The sequence below is a fragment of the Roseateles sp. P5_D6 genome (genome assembly GCF_054049415.1).
Map to the genome: position 1 here is coordinate 392,804 of NZ_JBFUMK010000002.1, position 18,842 is coordinate 411,645.

At 68.9% G+C, this 18,842-nt stretch carries 17 protein-coding genes; 12 read left to right on the top strand and 5 right to left on the bottom strand.

Going from position 1 to position 18,842, the window contains the following annotated elements; all coding sequences use genetic code 11:
• Window positions 1–10: 10 nt before the first annotated feature.
• Entirely contained in the window at window positions 11–739 is a 729-nt protein-coding gene (locus ACXJKM_RS03760; protein WP_056202670.1) for a response regulator, read from the bottom strand.
• Window positions 740–880: 141 nt separating this feature from the next.
• Between ACXJKM_RS03760 and ACXJKM_RS03765 the strand changes: the two genes are divergently transcribed.
• The 6 genes from ACXJKM_RS03765 (at window position 881) to ACXJKM_RS03790 (ending at window position 8,832) form a co-directional block, all read left to right on the top strand.
• On the top strand, window positions 881–1,078 hold the full coding sequence (locus ACXJKM_RS03765) for a hypothetical protein (protein WP_056202667.1): 198 nt from the start codon (window positions 881–883) through the stop codon (window positions 1,076–1,078).
• 13 nt (window positions 1,079–1,091) lie between these two features.
• Window positions 1,092–1,517, top strand: coding sequence for a globin family protein (locus ACXJKM_RS03770; protein ID WP_056202664.1), 426 nt, complete (start codon window positions 1,092–1,094; stop codon window positions 1,515–1,517).
• 39 nt (window positions 1,518–1,556) lie between these two features.
• The gene (locus tag ACXJKM_RS03775) at window positions 1,557–3,548 is read left to right on the top strand and encodes a PAS domain S-box protein (RefSeq protein WP_457350338.1); all 1,992 of its coding nucleotides are present in this window, start codon (window positions 1,557–1,559) and stop codon (window positions 3,546–3,548) included.
• A 30-nt stretch (window positions 3,549–3,578) separates the two neighbouring features.
• The gene (locus ACXJKM_RS03780) at window positions 3,579–4,529 is read left to right on the top strand and encodes a Bug family tripartite tricarboxylate transporter substrate binding protein (RefSeq protein ID WP_056202661.1); all 951 of its coding nucleotides are present in this window, start codon (window positions 3,579–3,581) and stop codon (window positions 4,527–4,529) included.
• A gap of 109 nt (window positions 4,530–4,638) precedes the next feature.
• Window positions 4,639–6,153 carry a malonate--CoA ligase gene (locus tag ACXJKM_RS03785; RefSeq protein WP_457350340.1) on the top strand — a complete coding sequence of 505 codons (1,515 nt, stop codon included), beginning with the start codon at window positions 4,639–4,641 and terminating at the stop codon, window positions 6,151–6,153.
• A gap of 54 nt (window positions 6,154–6,207) precedes the next feature.
• Window positions 6,208–8,832, top strand: a complete 2,625-nt coding sequence (locus ACXJKM_RS03790; protein WP_457350342.1) for a diguanylate cyclase domain-containing protein — start codon at window positions 6,208–6,210, stop codon at window positions 8,830–8,832.
• 4 nt (window positions 8,833–8,836) lie between these two features.
• Here ACXJKM_RS03790 and ACXJKM_RS03795 read toward each other — a convergent pair whose 3' ends face one another.
• Window positions 8,837–9,331 carry a 3'-5' exonuclease gene (locus ACXJKM_RS03795; RefSeq protein WP_056202650.1) on the bottom strand — a complete coding sequence of 165 codons (495 nt, stop codon included), beginning with the start codon at window positions 9,329–9,331 and terminating at the stop codon, window positions 8,837–8,839.
• A 58-nt stretch (window positions 9,332–9,389) separates the two neighbouring features.
• The gene (locus ACXJKM_RS03800; RefSeq protein WP_056202643.1) at window positions 9,390–9,968 is read right to left on the bottom strand and encodes a hypothetical protein; all 579 of its coding nucleotides are present in this window, start codon (window positions 9,966–9,968) and stop codon (window positions 9,390–9,392) included.
• Window positions 9,969–10,121: 153 nt separating this feature from the next.
• Here ACXJKM_RS03800 and ACXJKM_RS03805 point away from each other — a divergent pair, with 153 nt between their 5' ends.
• The 5 genes from ACXJKM_RS03805 (at window position 10,122) to cfa (ending at window position 16,858) form a co-directional block, all read left to right on the top strand.
• Window positions 10,122–11,705 carry a methyl-accepting chemotaxis protein gene (locus tag ACXJKM_RS03805; protein WP_457350344.1) on the top strand — a complete coding sequence of 528 codons (1,584 nt, stop codon included), beginning with the start codon at window positions 10,122–10,124 and terminating at the stop codon, window positions 11,703–11,705.
• Between the two features lie 225 nt (window positions 11,706–11,930).
• Entirely contained in the window at window positions 11,931–13,652 is a 1,722-nt protein-coding gene (locus ACXJKM_RS03810; protein ID WP_457350346.1) for a methyl-accepting chemotaxis protein, read from the top strand.
• Between the two features lie 39 nt (window positions 13,653–13,691).
• Window positions 13,692–14,606, top strand: a complete 915-nt coding sequence (locus ACXJKM_RS03815) for a dihydrodipicolinate synthase family protein (RefSeq protein ID WP_457350348.1) — start codon at window positions 13,692–13,694, stop codon at window positions 14,604–14,606.
• Window positions 14,603–15,538 (top strand): 4-hydroxyproline epimerase, encoded by a 936-nt coding sequence (locus ACXJKM_RS03820; RefSeq protein WP_457350350.1) that lies wholly within the window; start codon window positions 14,603–14,605, stop codon window positions 15,536–15,538. The genes ACXJKM_RS03815 and ACXJKM_RS03820 overlap by 4 nt, the downstream gene beginning before the upstream one ends.
• 114 nt (window positions 15,539–15,652) lie before the next feature.
• Entirely contained in the window at window positions 15,653–16,858 is a 1,206-nt protein-coding gene (gene cfa / locus ACXJKM_RS03825; RefSeq protein ID WP_457350352.1) for a cyclopropane fatty acyl phospholipid synthase, read from the top strand.
• 37 nt (window positions 16,859–16,895) lie between these two features.
• On the opposite strand, the gene ACXJKM_RS03830 is transcribed toward cfa, so the two are convergent.
• A complete protein-coding gene (locus ACXJKM_RS03830; protein ID WP_457350353.1) occupies window positions 16,896–17,657 on the bottom strand; it encodes a spermine/spermidine synthase domain-containing protein in 762 nt (253 codons plus the stop codon).
• Between the two features lie 24 nt (window positions 17,658–17,681).
• Window positions 17,682–18,425 (bottom strand): YoaK family protein, encoded by a 744-nt coding sequence (locus tag ACXJKM_RS03835; RefSeq protein WP_457350355.1) that lies wholly within the window; start codon window positions 18,423–18,425, stop codon window positions 17,682–17,684.
• A 64-nt stretch (window positions 18,426–18,489) separates the two neighbouring features.
• On the opposite strand from ACXJKM_RS03835, the gene ACXJKM_RS03840 reads away from it, so the two are divergent.
• A complete protein-coding gene (locus ACXJKM_RS03840) occupies window positions 18,490–18,666 on the top strand; it encodes a ribbon-helix-helix protein, CopG family (RefSeq protein ID WP_057296700.1) in 177 nt (58 codons plus the stop codon).
• The last annotated feature ends 176 nt before the right edge of the window (window positions 18,667–18,842 follow it).

Here is an 18,842-nt window from a genome sequence, read left to right on the forward strand (position 1 = left end):
AATCGCCCGCTCAGCCCGCCACCGGCACGTAGACGTAGCCGACGTTGCGCACGGTCTTGATGACCTCCGGCTTGTCGGGGTTGCGCTCCACCTTGCGGCGCAGGCGCATGACGCGCAGGTCGATGCTGCGGTCGAACACGTCCCAGCCGCGGTTGTGGGCCTGCTCCATGATCTGGTCGCGGTTCAGCGGGCGGTTGGGGTGGCGGGCGAACAGGGCCAGCAGGTCGAACTCGGCGGCCGTGATGTCGATCTCCTCGCCCACCGCGCCAAAGAGCTTGCGCTGGGCCATGTCGAGCTCGCACAGGCCAAAGGCGACGCGCTCCGGATCGCTCGGTGCGAGCACAGGTGCCGGCGCGGCCGTGACCTGCAGGCGGCGCAGCACGGCGCGCACGCGGGCCAGCAGTTCGCGCAGCTCAAAGGGCTTGGCGATGTAGTCGTCCGCCCCTACCTCCAGGCCGACGATGCGGTCGATGGCCTCGCCGGCCGTCGTCAGCATCAGCACAGCCAGGCGCGGGTGAGCTTCGCGCAGCGCGCGGGCCAGCGACAGACCGTTCTCGCCCGGCATGTTGATGTCGAGCACGGCCACGTCGGGCACGCGCTCGGCGACCCTGGCGCGCGCCGCGGCGGCGTCCTGGGCCTGCATGACCTCGAAGCCGTTGCGGCCGAAATACTCGGCCAGCAGGGCACGCAATTCGGGCTCGTCGTCGACGAGCAACACGGTGGGGGTGGTGTCTGGCATGGCGGCGAATGATAGGCAGGCCGGCCTTGCTCGGGGCAAGGCAGCGTGGTGTTGAAACAAACGCAACACAGTCGAGCCGACGTGAAGCGCGCTTGAAACCGGCGCGGCCGACAGTGGCGACACACCAACCGGAAGACCCTCATGCACTACCGCAGCGACAACCCCTCCACCGACTGGCCCGAAACGATGCTCGTCGGCTGCCGCAGCGAAGCCTTCGCCGAGGACCTCGAACATGCCCCTGCGCCCTCGCCCCGCTGGAACCTGCTCGAGCGCCTCATCATGGCCTTGCCACTGCTGTGCGTGTTCGCACCCGTCGCCGACGCCTACCTCATCCATTGACACCGAGGCTGCCATGACCCCGCACCAAATCCACCTGATCCGCAGCAGCTTCGCGCCGCTCATGCCCCTGGCGCCCACCGTCGCCGAGGCCTTCTACGCCCAGCTGTTTGCCCGTGACCCCGCCCTGCGCGCGCTGTTCCGCGGCAGCGCCATGGTCGAGCAGGGGGCGCGGCTGATGCAGATGATCGGCGCCGCCATCGACCTGCTTGACCGCCCCGCCTCGCTGAACCCCGTGCTGCTCAAGCTCGGCCAGCGCCATGCCGGCTATGGTGTCGTCGAGGCCCACTACGCCAGCGTCGGTGCCGCGCTGCTGGACACCCTGGCCGCCGGCCTTGGCGATGGCTTCACGGCCGAGGTGCGCGAAGCCTGGACGGTGATGTACGGCCATGTCGCCCGGACCATGCAAGAGGGTGCCGCTACCGAGGCGCTGGCCGCCTGAGCCTGCTTATCATCGGCGCGCCCAGGGAGAGCGCGCCGCATGACAGAGACCTTGCATTTCCACCCCACGCCCGACGCCGGCGTGGGCGAACTCGGCAGCGTGCTCAAGGCCACGCTGCCGCTGCTGTCGCAGCTGCTGGAAGCCGTGCCGGCGCGCGTCGTCGTCATCGACGTGGCCGAGCGCTTCGTCTGGGCCAACCACGAATTCTTCAAGTTCACCGGCCTGCATCCCAAACAGGTGCTCGGCCAGCCCATCGGCCGCATCATTGGCGACGCCGCCTATGCCGACTACGGCGCCGTGCGCTCGCGCCTGGCCAGCGGCCAGACCGTCGCGTGGGAGGGTTGGACCGAACTGGCTGGTGCCGGTCGGCGCTATATGCGCGAGCACCTCATTCCCGTCGACGTGCAGGCCGGCGTGCCGCAGGCCACCGTCGTCATGAGCCTGGACCTGACCGAGCTGAAGCGGCGCGACGCCGAGCTGTCGGCCAAGGTCACCGAGCTGCAGGCCAGCGAGGCGCTGAAGTCCTCCATCTTCGACCACGCGATGGCGGCCCTGGTCTCCACCGACAGGACCGGCCACATCGTCGAGTTCAACCCCGCCGCGGCGGCCATGTTCGGGCTGGCGCGCGCCGAGGCTATCGGCCGCCCGGTGTCCGACGTGATGATTCCGGCCCGGCTGCGCGCGGCCCACGAGGCTGGCATGGCGCGCGTCTCGGCCGGCGGCGAACAGCGCATCATCGGCAAGCGCATAGAGATGCAGGCCCAGCGCGCCGACGGCAACGAGTTTCCCGTCGAGATGGTGCTGTGGCGCACCGACGTGGCGGGCCAGGCCTTCTACACGGCGTCGCTGTTCGACCTGTCCGAGCGCCAGACGGCGCTGAGCGAGATCGAACGCCAGCGCGAGGCGCTGCGCCAGAGCGAGAAGCTGACGGCCATGGGCAGCCTGCTGGCCGGCGTGGCCCACGAGCTCAACAACCCGCTGTCCATCGTCATGGGCCGCGCAGCCTTGCTGGCCGAGAAGATGAGCGGCGACCCGCGCGCCGCCGATGCCCAGCGCATCCACGAGGCCGCCGAACGCTGCGGCCGCATCGTGCGAACCTTCCTCAACATGGCGCGCAGCCGGCCCGCCAACCGCAGCGAGGTGGCACTGAACGATCTCGCCACCGCCGCCGTCGACATGCTGGGTTATGTGCTGCGCAGCCACGGCATCGCCGTCACGCTGGACCTGCTACCGGGCCTGCCACCCGTCAAGGCCGATGCCGATCAGATCGGCCAGATCGTGCTCAACCTCATCGTCAACGCCCAGCAGGCCCTGGGCGCGCGCGACAACGGCCGCCGTCTGACCGTCTCCACCGGCGTGGCGCCCATGACCGACGGCGACCGCCGCCGCACGCCGCGCGTCTGGATGCGGGTGCGCGACAACGGCCCCGGCATCGACCCCGAGCTGCGCGAGCGCATCTTCGAGCCCTTCTTCACGACCAAGAGCGAGGGCGTCGGCACCGGCCTGGGCCTGGCCGTGTCGCGCTCCATCGCACGCGACCACGGCGGCGAGCTGACGCTGCAGGACGATGGCAGCGGCGCCTGCTTCTGCCTGCAGATGCCCGTCAGCGGCGAGCCCGAGGCCAGCGAGACCGAACCCGTACCGCTGCCGGCGACCGACGAATGCAGCGCCCGCGTCCTCGTCGTCGATGACGAGACCGAGATTGCCGAGCTGATCGGCGAGATGCTGTCGGGCGCGGGTTATGAGGTCATGACGGCCGAGTCCGGCGCGGTGGCACTGGCCATGCTCGCCGAGGCGCGCTTCGACGCCATCGTCAGCGACCTGCACATGCCCGACATTGACGGCGCCCAGCTCTGGCGCGAGGTCAAGGCCCAGCACCCGTCGCTGGCGCGGCGCATGCTGTTCGTCACCGGCGACACGCTGTCGCCCATCGCCCGCCAGTTCCTGCACGAAGCGCGCTGCGACAGCCTCAACAAGCCCTTCTCCAAGCCGGAGTTGCTCGCCCGTGTGACTGCATTGCTGCAACCATAATTGCCGCACAACACTGACGGAGACAAGCCGATGAAGCGACGCATGCTGCTGCCCGCGCTGTGCAGCCCCTGGCTGGCGCTGGCCCAAGGCAACAAGCCTCAGACCTGGATCGTGCCCTTCCCCGCCGGCGGCGGCACCGACGCCTTCGCGCGGCCACTGACCGCGCTGCTGACCCGGCAGCTGGGCCGCCAGGTCATCATCGACAACAAGGGCGGCGCGGGCGGCACGGTGGGTGCCACCATCGCCGCCAAGCTGGCGCCGGACGGCAACAACTTCTTCATGGGCGCCGTGCACCACACCATTGCGCCGTCCATGTACCCCAGGCTGGACTACAAGCTGGAAGAGGACTTCATCCCCGTGGCCCTGCTGGCCAGCGTGCCTCAGGTCATCGTCGTGCACCCGGGCCAGGTGCCTGTCAGCGATCTCAAGGGTCTGCTCGCCACGGTGCGCGCCAAGCCCGGCAAGCTGAACTACGGCTCGGCCGGCAACGGCACTTCCCACCATCTGGCCGGCGAGCTGTTCAAGCTGCAGACCAAGACCTTCATCACCCACATCCCCTACCGCGGCGCCGGCCCGGCACTGCAGGACCTGATCGCCGGCCAGGTGGACCTGATGTTCGACGGCCTGGGCTCGTCGGCCAACCACATCAAGAGCGGCCGCATCAAGGCGCTGGCGGTGGCGGCTCCCAAACGTGCTGTCGGCTTCCCCGATGTGCCGACGGCCGCAGAGGCCGGCGTGCCGGGCTATGAGGTGTCGACCTGGTACGGCCTGTGGGCACCCAAGGGCACGCCCAAGGAAGCGATCACCGCCATGCAGGCCGAACTGCGCAAGGCCTTCGCGACGGACGACATCCGCAACATCTGGCACGGCCTGGGCGCGGAGACGCCCAATCTCTATGGCGACGCCTTCGGGCAATTCGTCAGCTCTGAAGTCAAGCGCTGGGCAGAGGTCGTCAAGCGCTCAGGCGCAAAAATGGACTAACCCCCTACCGGCTTCGCCGGCCCCCTTTGAAAGGGGGCACTGCCAGTGGCCCGGCAAAGCCGGTTCCACGGCAGTCACTTGGTAAGACACCACCCCGTCAACCAGCACCATGAATCTCTACTCGGCCCTGCGCGCCGGCTTCCCGGCGGACCTGGACGCGACCGCCATCGACGCCGACGGCCTGCTCTACAGCTGGCGCGACCTCGACAATGGCAGCGCGATGCTCGCCAACTGGCTGGGCCGGCTGGAGCTGCCCGCTGGCAGCCGCGTCGCCGTCCACACCGACAAGAGCGTCGAGAACCTGATGCTCTACCTGGCGGTGCTGCGTGCTGGCCTGGTCTACCTGCCGCTGAACCCGGCCTATCACGCGGCCGAACTGGAGCACTTCATCGGCGATGCGGCACCAGGCGTCGTGGTCTGTGCGGGCAAGCACTTCGGCTGGGTCAGCAAGCTGGCCTTCCAGCGCGGCGTGCGCTGGGTCTTCACGCTGGACGACGATCGCACGGGCACGCTGCTGGACCGCGCCGCGCAGATGCCGCTCGCACACGAACCCGTCAAACGGGCCGCCACCGACCTCGCTGCCATCCTCTACACCAGCGGCACGACCGGGCGCAGCAAGGGCGCCATGCTCAGCCACGGCAATCTGCTCTCCAACGCGCAGACGCTGAAGAGCTTCTGGGACTGGAAGCCGGATGACGTGCTGCTGCACGCATTGCCCATCTTCCACGTCCACGGCCTGTTCGTCGCTTCGCACGGCGCGCTGCTCAACGGCAGCAAGATGCTGTGGTTCAACAAGTTCGACGCCGGTTCAGTAGCGCGCCGCCTGCCCGAGGCCACCGTCTTCATGGGCGTGCCGACGCTCTATGTGCGGCTGTTGCAGGAGCGCACCCTGGATAGCAGCCACATCCGCCTCTTCATCAGCGGCTCCGCGCCATTGCTGATCGAGACGTGGCACGAATGGCAAGCCCGCACCGGCCACGCCATCCTGGAGCGCTACGGCATGAGCGAGACGCTGATGCTGACCTCCAACCCCTGCCGCGCCGAGGACGGCGACCAGGGCCAACGAGTAGGCGGCACCGTCGGCCCGGCGCTGCCGGGCGTGAGCCTGCGCATCGTCGATGACGAGGGCCGCCCCTGCGCGGCGGACGAGATCGGCCATGTGCAGGTGCGCGGGCCGAACGTCTTCAGCGGCTACTGGCAGATGCCCGAGAAGACGGCCGAGGAGTTCACGCCGGACGGCTGGTTCAAGACCGGCGACGTCGGCCGCGTCGGCGCCAATGGCTATCTGACGCTGATCGGCCGCAGCAAGGATCTCATCATCAGCGGCGGCTTCAATGTCTACCCGGCCGAGATCGAGGGCTTCCTGAACGAACTGCCCGGCGTGGGTGAATCGGCCGTCATCGGCGTGCCGCATCCAGACTTCGGCGAGGCCGTCGTCGCCGTCATCACGCCCGACGGTCAGCCTGACCCCGAGGCGCTGATCCAGGCGCTCAAGGCCCGCATTGCCGGCTTCAAGGTGCCCAAGCGCATCCTGGTCGTGCCAGAGCTGCCACGCAACGCCATGGGCAAGGTGCAGAAGAAGCTGCTACGGGAGCAGCAGGCGACGCTGTTTGCGCCGAAATAGCGGCGCCGGATGGCGGGGGCGGCGGCGCACAATGGCCCGCAACCCCTGCCCCCGATGAGCGCCGCCACCCCGCCCACCGAGCCGCTGAAGCAGGCCCGCCGCCGCCGCTGGCGCGAGCGTGCCCTGCTGCTGGCGCCCGCCCTGGCCTTCGGTTCCGTCGTGCTGACGATCTGGGCCTTGGTGGGCTGGTATGCCGTCGAGAAGCCCCGTGAACTGCTGGCCCAGCAGCGCCAGGAGCTGGCCACCGGCGTTCGTGCCGTCGCGATGCAGACCGAGCCCGTGCTGCGCCAGGCCGAAAGCGCGCTGCGCGTCGTGGACCTGTGGCTGCTGACGCGTCGCACCGATGGGCAGGAGGGGCGGCCGCAGGCCGACGCCATGCTGCGCCAGTTCGTCGACAGCGTGCGCAGCGGCTCGCGCCAGATGGTCGACATCGTGCTGGTGTCGCCCACCGGCCAGGTGCGCCGGCTGCAGGCGGGCGCTGAGGGCGACGACGCCAGCATCGCCGGCACCGCGGCCTTCGGCGAGATCGCGGGCCTGGTGCCCGAGGGCATTGCGCTGGGCCTGCCGCTGCGCCTGGGCGGCCGCGCCGACGACGGCCGGCTGCGCCTGCCGCTGCTGATGCGGCTGTCGCGGCCGCTGGACGACTACGAGTTCGTCATGGCCACCATCGACCTGCAGCGCCTACATGACATTCAGGGCCTGTTCGTGCCCTTGCCGCCATCCTCCCTCGTCATGCTGCGCACCGACGGCCTGGCCCTGTCGCGCCGGCCTGAGGTGCCGGGCTTTGTCGGCCGCAACCTCTTCGAACAATTCCCCGCCGCCCGCCGCAATCTCAGCGGTGAAGAAGGTTTCTACGCCAGCAGCGGCGCGGCCACCGACGGCCGGCCCCGCACCGGCGCCTTCGTCACCCTGTCCGACTACGGCCTGAAGCTGCTGCTGTCGGGCACCGAGGAAGACGTGCTGGTGCCCTTCTGGCGGCAGCGCAGCCTGGTGGTGGCCGCCGCGGTACTGGCCACGCTGGGCCTGGTGCTGCTGGCGCGCTGGCTGGGCCAACTGCAGCGCGCGGCACGGCTGCGCGAGGCGACCCTGCAGGCCACCAGCAATGCCATGCCGCTGGGCCTGTTCCGCACCGATGAGACCGGTCGAATCGTCTACGTCAACGACAGCTATCTGCACGTGCACGGCCTCAGGCGCGAGAACGTCGAGTGGGGCTGGACCACCCTCGTGCAGCCAGAGCAGCGCGACATGCTGATCCAGCGCTGGAAACACCAGATGGCCACCGGCGAGCCCATCGACATGGTCCGCAAGATGAAGCGCGGCGACGACGGCCGCATCCGCTGGATCGCGGTGCGCACGGCGCCGCTGTATTTCGACGGCCGGGTGGCCGGCCAGGCCGGCACCGTGGAAGACGTGACCGAGCGCGGCGAGCAGGAGAAGGCCCTGCAGACGCTGACCGCCATCTTCGACATGACGCCCGACTTCGTCTGCCAGGCCCGCGAGCATGGCCAGGTCACCTATCTCAACCCGGCTGCGCGGGCCCGCCTGGGGATGGCCGCCGATGCGCTGCTGGGCGACGCCCACATCGCCGACTACTTCTCGGCCGAGCAGCTCGACCTCTACGAAAAGCTGGTGCTGCCCGCCGCCATGCGCGAGGGCCACTGGCGCGGCCGAATCGGCTTGCAGCTGGGCGACGCGAAGCTGCCGATGGACTGCCTCATCATCATGCACCGCGACGTGCGCGGCCGTGTCGAGACCGTGTCGGTCATCCTGCGCGACATGTCCGAGCAGCTGCACGCCCAGCGCGAGAGCGAACGCAACGAGGCCATGCTGCTGGCCGTCGCCCACACGGCGCGGGCACAGTTCCTCGTCGGCGACACCGAGGCACGGGTGATCTTCTTCAACGCCGCCTTCGAGGAGCAGCGCCGCGTCGAGCTCAAGGACTGGGTCGGCCGGCCGCTGGCCGAGCTGTTCGGCGTGCAGGACTACGCAGCCCGTGCGCCACTGATCGAAAGCGCCCTGGCTGGCGAAACGCGCCGGCTGGATCTCGTCGACCCCAGCGAACGCGACGGCCACAGCTTCGATGCGCAGTACGCACCGCTGCGCGTGCAGAGCGGCAAGATCGAAGGCCTGATCGGCATCGAGGTCGATGTGACCGAAACCCGGCGCGAGGAGGCGCGGCTGCGCCTGGCCTCACAGACCGACGCGCTGACCCAGGCGCTCAACCGCACCGGCTTCGAGGAGGGCGCGCGCCGCTTGCTGACCGCCCCACCGGGCCAGCGCCTGACCCTGCTCTACCTCGACCTGGACAAGTTCAAGCCCGTCAACGACCTGCACGGTCACCCGACCGGCGACGCGCTGCTGAAGGCCGTGGCGCTGCGCCTGCGCCATGCGTTGCGCCCGGGCGACCTGGTGGCCCGTCTGGGCGGCGACGAATTCGCCGTGCTGCTGCCGCAGGTGCACGAGGCCAGCGACGCCGCCACGGTGGCCGACAAACTGCTGCACGCCCTCTCCACGCCGTATCACATCGGCGAGCTGGAGCTGGAGATCGGCGTCAGCATCGGCTACTGCGTCGCGACGACAGGCGCGGTCAACCTGGAGCAACTGGTGGCACAGGCCGATGCCAGCCTCTACGAAGCCAAGCGTGCCGGGCGCGGCTGCCACCGCGGCGGCGAAATCTAGGAGCCTAGACAGCCACGCCGTTCTTGATCTCGTCCAGGGCCAGCTGCAGCACGCGCGCATCGCTGCTGGCGCGGTGACGGGTCAGGCGCTGTCGCTGACGCACGATTTCGGTGACGCCGCGCCAGCGCTGGGCCTCCTGCTCGTCGAGCAGCCGGCGCAGGTCATCCAGGCGAAAGTTCTGCCGCATGCCGGCCGCGTCGTAGAGACGCGCCAGCCAGGGGTAGTCCTGTCCCCAGCCATCGCAATAGACGGTCTGGCCGGCCAGCCGCTCATTGAGCTGCTCAGCCATCCAGCGAACCGGTCTGCCGTGGCGCTGAAGCAGTTCGCGGCTGATGCCGTGCAGGGCTTCGGCGCTGGGGTCCCAATGCAGCCAATCGGGCTCGGGCGTGACCAGGCCACAGAACAGCCCGCCGTCCACCGCGACGAATCCGACCTCGATCGGATAGCTGCCGCGGCCGAAGCCCGAGGCTTCGATGTCCAGGATGGTGGGAAGCTGCATACGGACGCCAGTTTGTCAGGCCCGACACAGAAGTTACACAGGGTTGTCGCCGAGATGGCTAGCCCGCCTCGTTCTCGATCACCTGTTCGTTCTCGAACAGCTGCAGCGCTGCCCGCCCGACCTGGCGCGTGTCCCAATACGCATAGGCGCCGACCCCCGCCGCGCCGATCAGCGGCACCCAGCGCGACAGCATCCGGCTGGCGGCCTTCTTGCCCAGGTGCACGCCGATGGCCTCGGCCACGCGTTGCAGCAGCACCTGCGCGGCCGGGCGCACGATGACGCGCTCGCCGACGCGCACCGTCAGGTCGCGCAGGGCCTGCGCAGCCGTGTGGCGGAACAGGCACCACAGCATCTGCGCCGGGCCGAGGTCGGCGCTGCGGCCATAGAGAGCGGCAATGTCGGCCACCAGTTGGCGCTGGATCTGCCAGACGGCCAGCATCTCCGGCGCGATGGTGGCCCAGCCCAGCGGCCCCGGCGGCAGGGCCAGCGTGCCGGCGGCCAGGCCGGCCTTGGCTGCGGCGCCCTCGATGGCACGCGCCGCCGCATCCCGGGGCCGCGCGCTGGGCGTACATCCGGTATCAGGCGGCTGCGCTACCAGCGCCAGCACCCTTTCGCCCAGGTTGGCTTGCGTCTCCATGCCTTTGCTCCAGTGCCGCGAACTGCACACCACGTGCACTGTCCCTTGCGCGGCATCAAAGATTCGCATAGTTTCACATCCTCGTGCTAACTTCGATTCAACATGGAGCCTGGCGGCGGATGCACGCGCCGCCACCACACAGGGAGAACAACCATGAATATCTTCAAGGACCTTCGCATCGGCCTGCGCCTGGGTCTCGGCTTCGCGGTCTCCATCTTGTTCAGCGTTGCGCTGGCGCTGTATGCACGTGGCCAGCTGAGGCAGATCAACGACGAGCTGGCGCTGATGGTCAAGGACCGTGTCGTCAAGGTCGAGCAGCTCGAACAGGTCAAGCACAACGTCAATCTGACGGCACGCACGGTGCGCAACATCGTGCTGCTGAGCGATCCAGCCGCCATTCAGAAGGAACTGGACACGATTGCGGGCAACCGCAAGAGCACGGGTGACCTGTTTCAGAAGCTGCAGGCCTCGATCACCTCCAGCCAGGGCACCAAGCTGCTGGCCGCCACCGCCGAAGCACGGGCGCCCTATGTCGCAACGCTGCAGCGCGTGACCGACCTTGGCGTGCAGCAGCAAAAGGACGCCGCACGCGACCTGCTCCTGGGCGACGTGCAGGCCAAACAGCAGGCCTATTTCGCCGCGCTCGACGCCCTGATCGACTACCAGAAGGAGCTGATGCGCACATCGGCGCAGCTTGCCGATGGCACCGTGAGCTTTGCCTCGGCAGCCATGCTGATCGCGGCGGCATTGGCAGGCGCCGTGGGTGTGGCGCTGGCGCTGTTGATCACGCGCTCGGTGGTGGGCCCGATCCAGGACGCGGTGCGCGCTGCCGAGACCGTGGCAGCCTGTGATCTGAGGCTGCATCTGACGACCGATCGCCGAGACGAAGCGGGCCAACTGCTGGCCGCGCTGCAACGCATGAACGACGCGCTGGTCGACATCGTCGGCACGGTGCGCGGCAACGCCGACAGCGTCGTCATGGCCAGCGGCCAGATCGCCCAGGGCAATGCCAACCTGAGCCAGCGCACCGAGCAGCAGGCCAGCAATCTGCAACAGACGGCCGCGTCCATGGAGGAGCTGACCGCGACGGTCAGCCACAACACCGATATCTCCCGCCAGGCCGCCCAGCTCGCCAACAGCGCGGCGCGCGTGGCCGAGAGCGGCAGCCAGGTCGTGGGCCAGGTGGTGAACACGATGGAGCAGATCACGGCCAGCTCCAGGAAGATCGCCGAAATCACCGGCGTCATCGACGGCATCGCCTTCCAGACCAACATCCTGGCCCTGAACGCAGCCGTGGAAGCTGCGCGCGCCGGCGAACAGGGCCGGGGCTTTGCCGTCGTGGCCGGCGAAGTGCGCAGCCTGGCCCAGCGCAGCGCCGAAGCCGCGCGCGAGATCAAGGTCCTGATCAACGCCAGCGTTGAACGCATCCAGACGGGCAACGGCCTGGTCGGCGACGCCGGTCGCACGATGGGCGAAGTGGTCGGGCAGGTGCAGCGCGTGGCCGACCTGATCAGCGAGATCAGCGCGGCCAGCGTCGAGCAGAGCAAGGGCATCGGCCAGATCGGCGAGGCGGTCAGCCAGCTCGACGAAGTCACCCAGCAAAATGCCGCCCTCGTCGAGGAGAGCGCCGCCGCGGCCGAGAGCCTGCGCATCCAGGCCAGCCAACTCGCCGGCACGGTTGCGGCCTTCAAGCTCGACGCCGTGGCCGCGCCCAGGGCGGCGCCTGCCTCGTTCTAGGCGCTGCGGCCGCGCGCACACCGCCGTTGGCCCGCCGGCTGTGCCCACGGGCGCTAGGCACCCCCCAGCACGGGCAGCGGCGGTAGTTGTTGGCTTTTCGCGGCGGTAACGCCGCTAAAAACGCCTTGCGTGGCGCCGGCCTGAAGGAAGAGACTCGGGGCACGGAATACGGCTCGACACGAAGCCCAGGCCGATCAGGGAGCGTCACCCACAAGGAGACCCACCATGAACCTCCTCACGCGCCTGCGGATCGGCCAGCGACTCGGCCTGGCTTTCACCATCTCCATCGCCTTCACCGTATTGCTGGCCGCCTATGCGCGAACGGCGCTCCTTGGCATCGACCACGAGCTCGAGGTGATGGTCGAAGACCGGATGGTCAAGGTCGAGCAGCTCGAACAGATCAAGGACAACGTCAACATCAACGCACTGGCCGTGCGCAATGTGCTGCTGCTGTCTGATGCCGAGGGCAAACGCAAGCAGCTGAGCGATGTCGACGCCGCTGCCAAGCGCACGGCCGAGCTGTTCGAGAAGCTCGACGCCAGCGTGCCGCCGGGGCGGGGGCGCGAAATATTGGGCGGCGTCGTGCAGGCCAGGCAGCTGTTCGTGGCCTCGGTGCGCAGGGTCATCGATCTGGGCCTGAAGGACGACACGGAGAAGGCCCGCAACCTGCTGCTCAGCGAGACGCATGAGCTGCAGCTCAAGTATTTCCAGCAGCTCGACGCGCTGATCGCCTATCAGAAGGAGTTGATGCACGCCGCGGCCGCCTCGGCGAACGCGACCGTTGACTTTGCCGGCATCGCGGTCATCGTCGCGGCCGCTGCCGCGCTGGCCCTCGGCGTGGCCATGGCCCTGCTGATCACCCGCTCGGTGGTGGGCCCGATCCGCCAGGCCGTGGCCGCCGCCGAGACGGTGGCTGCAGGGGACTTGCGCCTGCATCTGTCCACCGACCGCACGGACGAGGCCGGCCAGTTGCTCAACGCGCTGCAGCGCATGAACGACTCCCTGGTGGGCATCGTCGGCGCGGTGCGCGGCAATGCCGAGAGCGTCGCCACGGCCAGCGGCCAGATTGCCCAGGGCAACGCCGACCTGAGCCAGCGCACCGAACAGCAGGCCAGCAACCTGCAGGAGACCGCCGCCTCCATGGAGGAGCTGAGCGCGACGGTCAAGCACAACACCGACACCGCCCACCAGGCCGCACAGCTGGCAGGCAGCGCGGCTCGCGTGGCCGAGAGCGGCGGCCAGGTCATGGGCCAGATGGTGTCCACCATGGATGAGATCACGACCAGCTCGAAGAAGATTTCCGACATCATCGGCGTCATCGATGGCATCGCCTTCCAGACCAACATCCTGGCGCTGAACGCGGCCGTCGAGGCGGCACGGGCTGGCGAGCAGGGGCGCGGTTTCGCCGTCGTGGCCGGCGAGGTACGGGCCCTGGCGCAGCGCAGCGCCCAGGCCGCGCGGGAGATCAAGGCGCTGATCGGAGCCAGCGTCGAACGTGTCGAAGCCGGCAACAAGCTGGTGGGCGAGGCCGGCAGCACCATGGACGAGGTCGTTGGCCAGGTGCGCCGCGTGGCGGACCTGATCAGCGAGATCAGCGCCGCCAGCAGCGAGCAGGGCAAGGGCATCGGCCAGATCGGCGATGCCGTCAACCAGCTCGACCAGGTCACGCAGCAGAACGCCGCCCTGGTGGAGGAGAGCGCGGCGGCCGCCGAGAGCCTGCGCATCCAGGCCGGCCACCTGGCCGAGACGGTGGCGGCCTTCAAGCTCGACGCCGCGACCACGGCCCGTCCGGCTGCGGCGCCCGTCAGCCGGCCCAAGACGGCCAGCGTGGCCAGGCCAGCGCCCGCGCGCCCGGCGGTGAAGGCACGCGCGGTGGCACCCAGGGCTGCTCCGGTTCCGGCCGCCGTTGCGGTGGCCGCCGACGGCGACGACTGGACGTCGTTCTAGTTGAGCGAACATGGGGCTCCTCATCCAGGAGCCCCAAAGATGCACAACGTCCCCTGGCGCGGGGTGTTTCCCGCCGTCACCACCAAGTTCCATGCCGACGAAAGCCTCGACTTCGCAGGCACGGCGCGCCACATCGATTTCCAGATCCGCAATGGCATCCATGGCGTCGTCTGCTGCGGCTCGCTGGGCGAAGCCAGCACGCTGACACTGGACGAGAAGCTGGCCGTCGCCCGCTGCGCGCTGGATGCGGCCAACGGCCGCGTGCCGGTGCTGGCCACTGTGTCGGAGGCGAGCACGCGCGAGGCGTTGCGCTTCATCGAGGGCGCCAACGCCTTGGGCGTGGCCGGCTACATGGTCATGCCCTCGGTCATCTACGTGGCCGACGCACGCGAGGCCATGGCCAATGTGCGCACCTATGCCCATGCAGCCCAGCGGCCGCTGATGGTCTACAACAACCCGGTCGCCTACCGCGTCGACCTCAAGCCCGAACACTTCGCCGAACTGGCCGACTGTGAGCATGTCGCCGCCATCAAGGAGAGCAGCGGCGACGTGACCCGCATCACCGACCTGCGCAACCTGCTCGGCGACCGCTACCAGCTCTTCATGGGCGTGGACGACCTCGCCTTCGAAGGCTTGGCGCTGGGCTGCGACGGCCTGCTGGCCGGTGTCGGCTGCGCCTTCCCGCGCGAGACGGTGGCGCTGTTCAACCTGATGCAGGAAGGCCGCTGGGACGAGGCCCGCGCCATCTACCGCTGGATGACGCCGCTGCTGCACCTGGACGTGTCGACCAAGCTGGTGCAGAACCTCAAGCTCATCGACCTGCTGGTGGGCGTGGGCAGCGAGCACATGCGCCGCCCACGCCTGCCCGTCATCGGCGCGGAGCGCGAGCGCATCCAGGCCCTCGTTGCGAAGGCACTGGCGACACGGCCGGCTCATTGCCAGTCGCAACCATGAAGCGCATCCAGATCATCGACTCGCACACCGGCGGCGAGCCGACACGTGTCGTCATCGACGGCTTCCCCGACCTCGGCGCTGGCACCATGGCCGAGCGACGCGAACTGCTGGCCCGCGAGCACGACCGCTACCGCCGCGCAACGCTGCTGGAGCCGCGGGGCAGCGAGGTCCTCGTCGGCGCCCTGCTCTGCCCGCCCCAGGACCCGGCTCACACGGCCGGCGTCATCTTCTTCAACAACGCCGGTTATCTGGGCATGTGCGGCCACGGCACCATCGGTCTGGTCGCGACGCTGGCCCATCTGGGCCGCATCGAAGCCGGCGAGCACACCATCGAGACGCCGGTGGGCCAGGTGCTGGCGACACTGCACGCCGACGGGCGCGTCAGCGTGCGCAATGTGCCGGCCTACCGCCTGGCGGCCGGTGTCAGCGTCAACCTGCCGACGGGCCAGACCGTGACCGGCGACATCGCCTGGGGCGGCAACTGGTTCTTCCTGTGCGCCGACCATGGCCAGGCCATCGCGCCCGCGCACGTCGCGGCACTGACCGACTACGCCGCCATGCTGGGCCAGGCCCTGCTGGACCAGGGCCACCGCGGCGCGGACGGCGCCGTCATCGACCACATCGAACTCTTCGCCGATGTCGACCCGGCCCTCGCCGACTCGCGCAGCTTCGTGCTGTGCCCCGGCCGCCAGTACGACCGCTCGCCTTGTGGCACCGGCACCAGCGCCAAGCTGGCCTGCCTCGCGGCCGCGGGCAAGCTGAGCGCCGGCGAGGTGTGGCGCCAGGCCAGCGTCATCGGCAGCGTCTTCGACGGCTGGTTCGAGAAGGACGAAGCAAGCATCATTCCCACCATCCGCGGCCAGGCCTTCATCAGTGCCGAGGCCACGCTGCTGATCGCGCCAGATGACCCGTTCGGCTGGGGCCTGCCGTAGCGCCGGCAGAGGCCCTGGCGATATCCCCGCGCGCCGTGAGTCATTGAAACTTGGGGCTGCACCGCGGCGCAAGCGACGGCAAACTGAGGGCGTCGTTGAAAGGAGTCGTTGCGCATGCCAGCGGAGCAAGCCACGCTATCCCGCCCCGAGGGCCCCAAGCCGCATTCGGCACCGCAGCCGCCCACCGTGCTGCGCGAGCTGCTTGCACGCGCCGATGTGCAGATCAACGGCGCGCGCCCCTGGGACATGCGCGTCAACGATGCCCGCTCCTACCGCCGCATCCTGACGCAATGGTCACTGGGCGCCGGCGAGGCCTATGTCGACGGCGACTGGGACTGCGAGCGCCTGGACATGATGTTCGACCGCCTGCTGCGCGCCCAGCTCGATCGCACTGCGCCGGCCTCGGCGCGCTGGAAGCTGCTGCTGGAGAGCCTGCGCCATCGCCTGTTCAATCTGCAGAGCGAGGAACGCGCCCACCAGGTGGGCGAGCACCATTACGACGCCGGCAACGATGTCTTCGAAGCCATGCTGGACTCGCGCATGATCTATTCCTGCGCCTACTGGGCGCATGCTGAAGGCCTGGAGCAGGCTCAGGCGCACAAGCTGGAGATGATCTGCCGCAAGCTCGAACTGCAGCCTGGCGAAACGCTGCTGGACATCGGCTGCGGCTGGGGCGGCCTGGCGCGCTATGCGGCCGAGCGCTTCGGCGTGCGCGTTACCGGCATCACCGTCAGCAAGGAACAACTGGCCCTGGCCGAGAAGCGTTGCGAAGGCTTGCCTGTCACGCTGCTGCTGCAGGACTACCGCTCGCCCCCATGCGCCGATGACCGCCGATTCGACAAGATCGTCTCGGTCGGCATGTTCGAGCACGTGGGGCTGAAGAACTACGGCGTCTACTTCGACACCGCCCGCCGGCTGCTTGCGCCCGATGGCCTCTTCCTGCTGCACAGCATCGGCGTGGACCAGCGCGCGCCGCATACCGACCCGTGGATCGAGCGCTACATCTTCCCCAATGGCAAGCTGCCTTCGCCCGTCGAGCTGGCCGGCGCGCTGGAGGGCCGCTTCATCATCGAGGACTGGCACAACTTCGGCCCCGACTACGACCGCACGCTGATGAGTTGGGCCGAGCGTTTCGAAGCGGCCTGGCCGCAACTTGCCGCCCGCTACGACGAAGGCTTCCGGCGCATGTTCCGCTACTACCTGTTGAGCTGCGCCGGCTTCTTCCGCTCCCGCCAGGGCCAGCTGTGGCAGCTGGTGCTGAGTCGGCCGGAGCGGCGCGGCGTGTATCGCTCCTTCAGGCCCGCGTCACCGCGCAGCTGACCGCGGGGCAGCAGCAAAACGTTGCCTGCCCGCCGGCTCAGCCAGCCTCGCGTTGGTGTTGCAGCGCGGCTGCGACATTGGCAAACGCCGGCAGCAGTTCGTCCCAGGCCTGGCGAGCAAGCGGCCGCGGTTTGCGCATCGCGCCGGCCTGCGATGGCGCCCGCAGCGCGCGCCGGCCGGCGAAGGCCACGGTGTTGCTGCATTCCTTGTCGCCCACCAGAAGGACCTCGCCGTCGAAGGCGCGCTCCAGGCGGGCCACATGGCGCTGGAACTCGGGGTGCGCGGTGTGCAGGTTGACCACCAGCAGGCCGTCTTCGCGCAGCGCCGTGCGGCAGTCGTCGTAGAAGGCCTGCGAGCACAGAGCCGGCGGCTGGCCTTCATGGTCGAAGCCGTCCACCAGCAGCACGTCCAGCCGGTCCTGGGTGTTGCGCACGAAGTCGGCCCCGTCGCCGCGCCGCACGCGCAAGCGCGCACCGTCCGGTGGCACCTGGAACTGCTCGCGCAACGCGATGACGTGGGGGTTGATCTCGACAACCTCGATGCGCGTGTCCGGCAGCTCGCGGTGGCAGAACTTGGCCATGGAGCCCCCGCCCAGCCCGATCATGGCCAGCGTCTCGGGCCGCGGCACGAACAGCAGGAAGGCCATCATCGTGCGCGTGTAGGCCAGATCCAGCGCATGCGGGTGCTGCACCTTCATGCGGCTCTGGATTTCGCAGATCGTGAAATGCATGGCCCGGGTATCCAGCGTCTCATAGACGAAGGGCTTGACGAACTGGTGTGAGTCTGCGGTGTCGGGCATGGCGTGCGGGAAAGGCAGCGGCGCTCAGGCGCGCTGCAGGTCGTTGATCAGCGGCGGCGAGGCCATCAGCACCAGCAGCAACGCGATGGGCAGGGTGGCCGAGAAACCGAAGTGCTTGAAGGCCAGCGCGCCGACAAGGCCGCCGACGAAGAACAGGCCCAGCACCAGGCTGTGGATGAAGAGCTTGTCGCGGTTGGCGCGAATGAAGTGCACCGAGTCGGGCGACGTGGCGCGGTTCCAGTACAGCAGCCGGCCCAGCTCGATGCCCAGGTCGGTCACCACGCCCGTCATGTGGGTGGTGCGGATCTCGGCCTGGGAGATCTTGGTCACGATGGCGTTCTGCAGGCCCATGATGAAGCACAGCAGCAGCACGGCAGTCGGCACCAGCAGGTAGGCCAGCGTGTCGAGGTGGGCTCCCAGCAGGCCGAAAGCCAGCAGCAGCGCGGCCTCCAGCAGCAGGGCCAGCGCGTAACGGCTGTGCATCTGGCGCTGCCCCGCCCAGTTGATCAACAGGGCCGAGCAAGCCGCCCCCGCGATGAAGGCCAGCAGCGAGGCCAGCCCGGTCAACGCCAGCGCTACGCCGCCGGTGGCGAGATCGTCGGCCACGCCGGAAATCACGCCCGTCATGTGCGAGGTGTAGCGCTGCACGGCCAGGAAGCCGCCCGCGTTGACCGCCCCGGCCACGAAGGCCAGCACCGCGCCGAGCTGCCGGTTGGCCGACCGCGTGCGGTGCCTGCCGGTGAGGCGGTGCAGGAAGCTGATGGTCACAGCGCTAATTTAGTTTGAATTCAATACAATTGCAATTATCATTTGATGAACATGAGGAGCCGGCATGGAACAAAAGACCGCCCGCCTGACGGTGCTGATTGATCCGGACAAGAAGAAGGCCTTCGAGACCCTGTGCGCGCAGCAGGACCAGACACCCTCGCAGGTGGTGAGGCGCCTGATTCGCGACTACCTTGCCGCCCATGGCGTGGACTACAAGCCGGACGCAGCGGCGTCTCGCTGAGCCGAGCCGGTGCGTCGGGGCCGTGCGTGCGGCTCAGAGGGTGAGAGTTTTTCAGACGCGCCCGAAAGGCGCGTCAAAACGCCCTCGAACTAGGCGCAAAGCACAGCCATAGCGGGCTATGGCGAGCATTTGCAACGACGGGCGAGGGTGTTTTGGCGTGCAAGGCGGGCGTGGAT

Excerpts from the sequence above, each read along its gene's own strand:
- ACXJKM_RS03765 (WP_056202667.1), top strand. The coding sequence starts at position 881 with ATGCACTACCGCAGCGACAACCCCTCCACCGACTGGCCCGAAACGATG.
- ACXJKM_RS03830 (WP_457350353.1), bottom strand. The coding sequence starts at position 17,657 with ATGCCCGACACCGCAGACTCACACCAGTTCGTCAAGCCCTTCGTCTAT.
- ACXJKM_RS03775 (WP_457350338.1), top strand. The coding sequence starts at position 1,557 with ATGACAGAGACCTTGCATTTCCACCCCACGCCCGACGCCGGCGTGGGC.
- ACXJKM_RS03810 (WP_457350346.1), top strand. The coding sequence starts at position 11,931 with ATGAACCTCCTCACGCGCCTGCGGATCGGCCAGCGACTCGGCCTGGCT.
- ACXJKM_RS03820 (WP_457350350.1), top strand. The coding sequence starts at position 14,603 with ATGAAGCGCATCCAGATCATCGACTCGCACACCGGCGGCGAGCCGACA.
- ACXJKM_RS03840 (WP_057296700.1), top strand. The coding sequence starts at position 18,490 with ATGGAACAAAAGACCGCCCGCCTGACGGTGCTGATTGATCCGGACAAG.
- ACXJKM_RS03805 (WP_457350344.1), top strand. The coding sequence starts at position 10,122 with ATGAATATCTTCAAGGACCTTCGCATCGGCCTGCGCCTGGGTCTCGGC.
- ACXJKM_RS03795 (WP_056202650.1), bottom strand. The coding sequence starts at position 9,331 with ATGCAGCTTCCCACCATCCTGGACATCGAAGCCTCGGGCTTCGGCCGC.
- ACXJKM_RS03780 (WP_056202661.1), top strand. The coding sequence starts at position 3,579 with ATGAAGCGACGCATGCTGCTGCCCGCGCTGTGCAGCCCCTGGCTGGCG.
- ACXJKM_RS03800 (WP_056202643.1), bottom strand. The coding sequence starts at position 9,968 with ATGGAGACGCAAGCCAACCTGGGCGAAAGGGTGCTGGCGCTGGTAGCG.
- ACXJKM_RS03815 (WP_457350348.1), top strand. The coding sequence starts at position 13,692 with ATGCACAACGTCCCCTGGCGCGGGGTGTTTCCCGCCGTCACCACCAAG.
- ACXJKM_RS03760 (WP_056202670.1), bottom strand. The coding sequence starts at position 739 with ATGCCAGACACCACCCCCACCGTGTTGCTCGTCGACGACGAGCCCGAA.
- ACXJKM_RS03790 (WP_457350342.1), top strand. The coding sequence starts at position 6,208 with ATGAGCGCCGCCACCCCGCCCACCGAGCCGCTGAAGCAGGCCCGCCGC.
- cfa (WP_457350352.1), top strand. The coding sequence starts at position 15,653 with ATGCCAGCGGAGCAAGCCACGCTATCCCGCCCCGAGGGCCCCAAGCCG.
- ACXJKM_RS03770 (WP_056202664.1), top strand. The coding sequence starts at position 1,092 with ATGACCCCGCACCAAATCCACCTGATCCGCAGCAGCTTCGCGCCGCTC.
- ACXJKM_RS03785 (WP_457350340.1), top strand. The coding sequence starts at position 4,639 with ATGAATCTCTACTCGGCCCTGCGCGCCGGCTTCCCGGCGGACCTGGAC.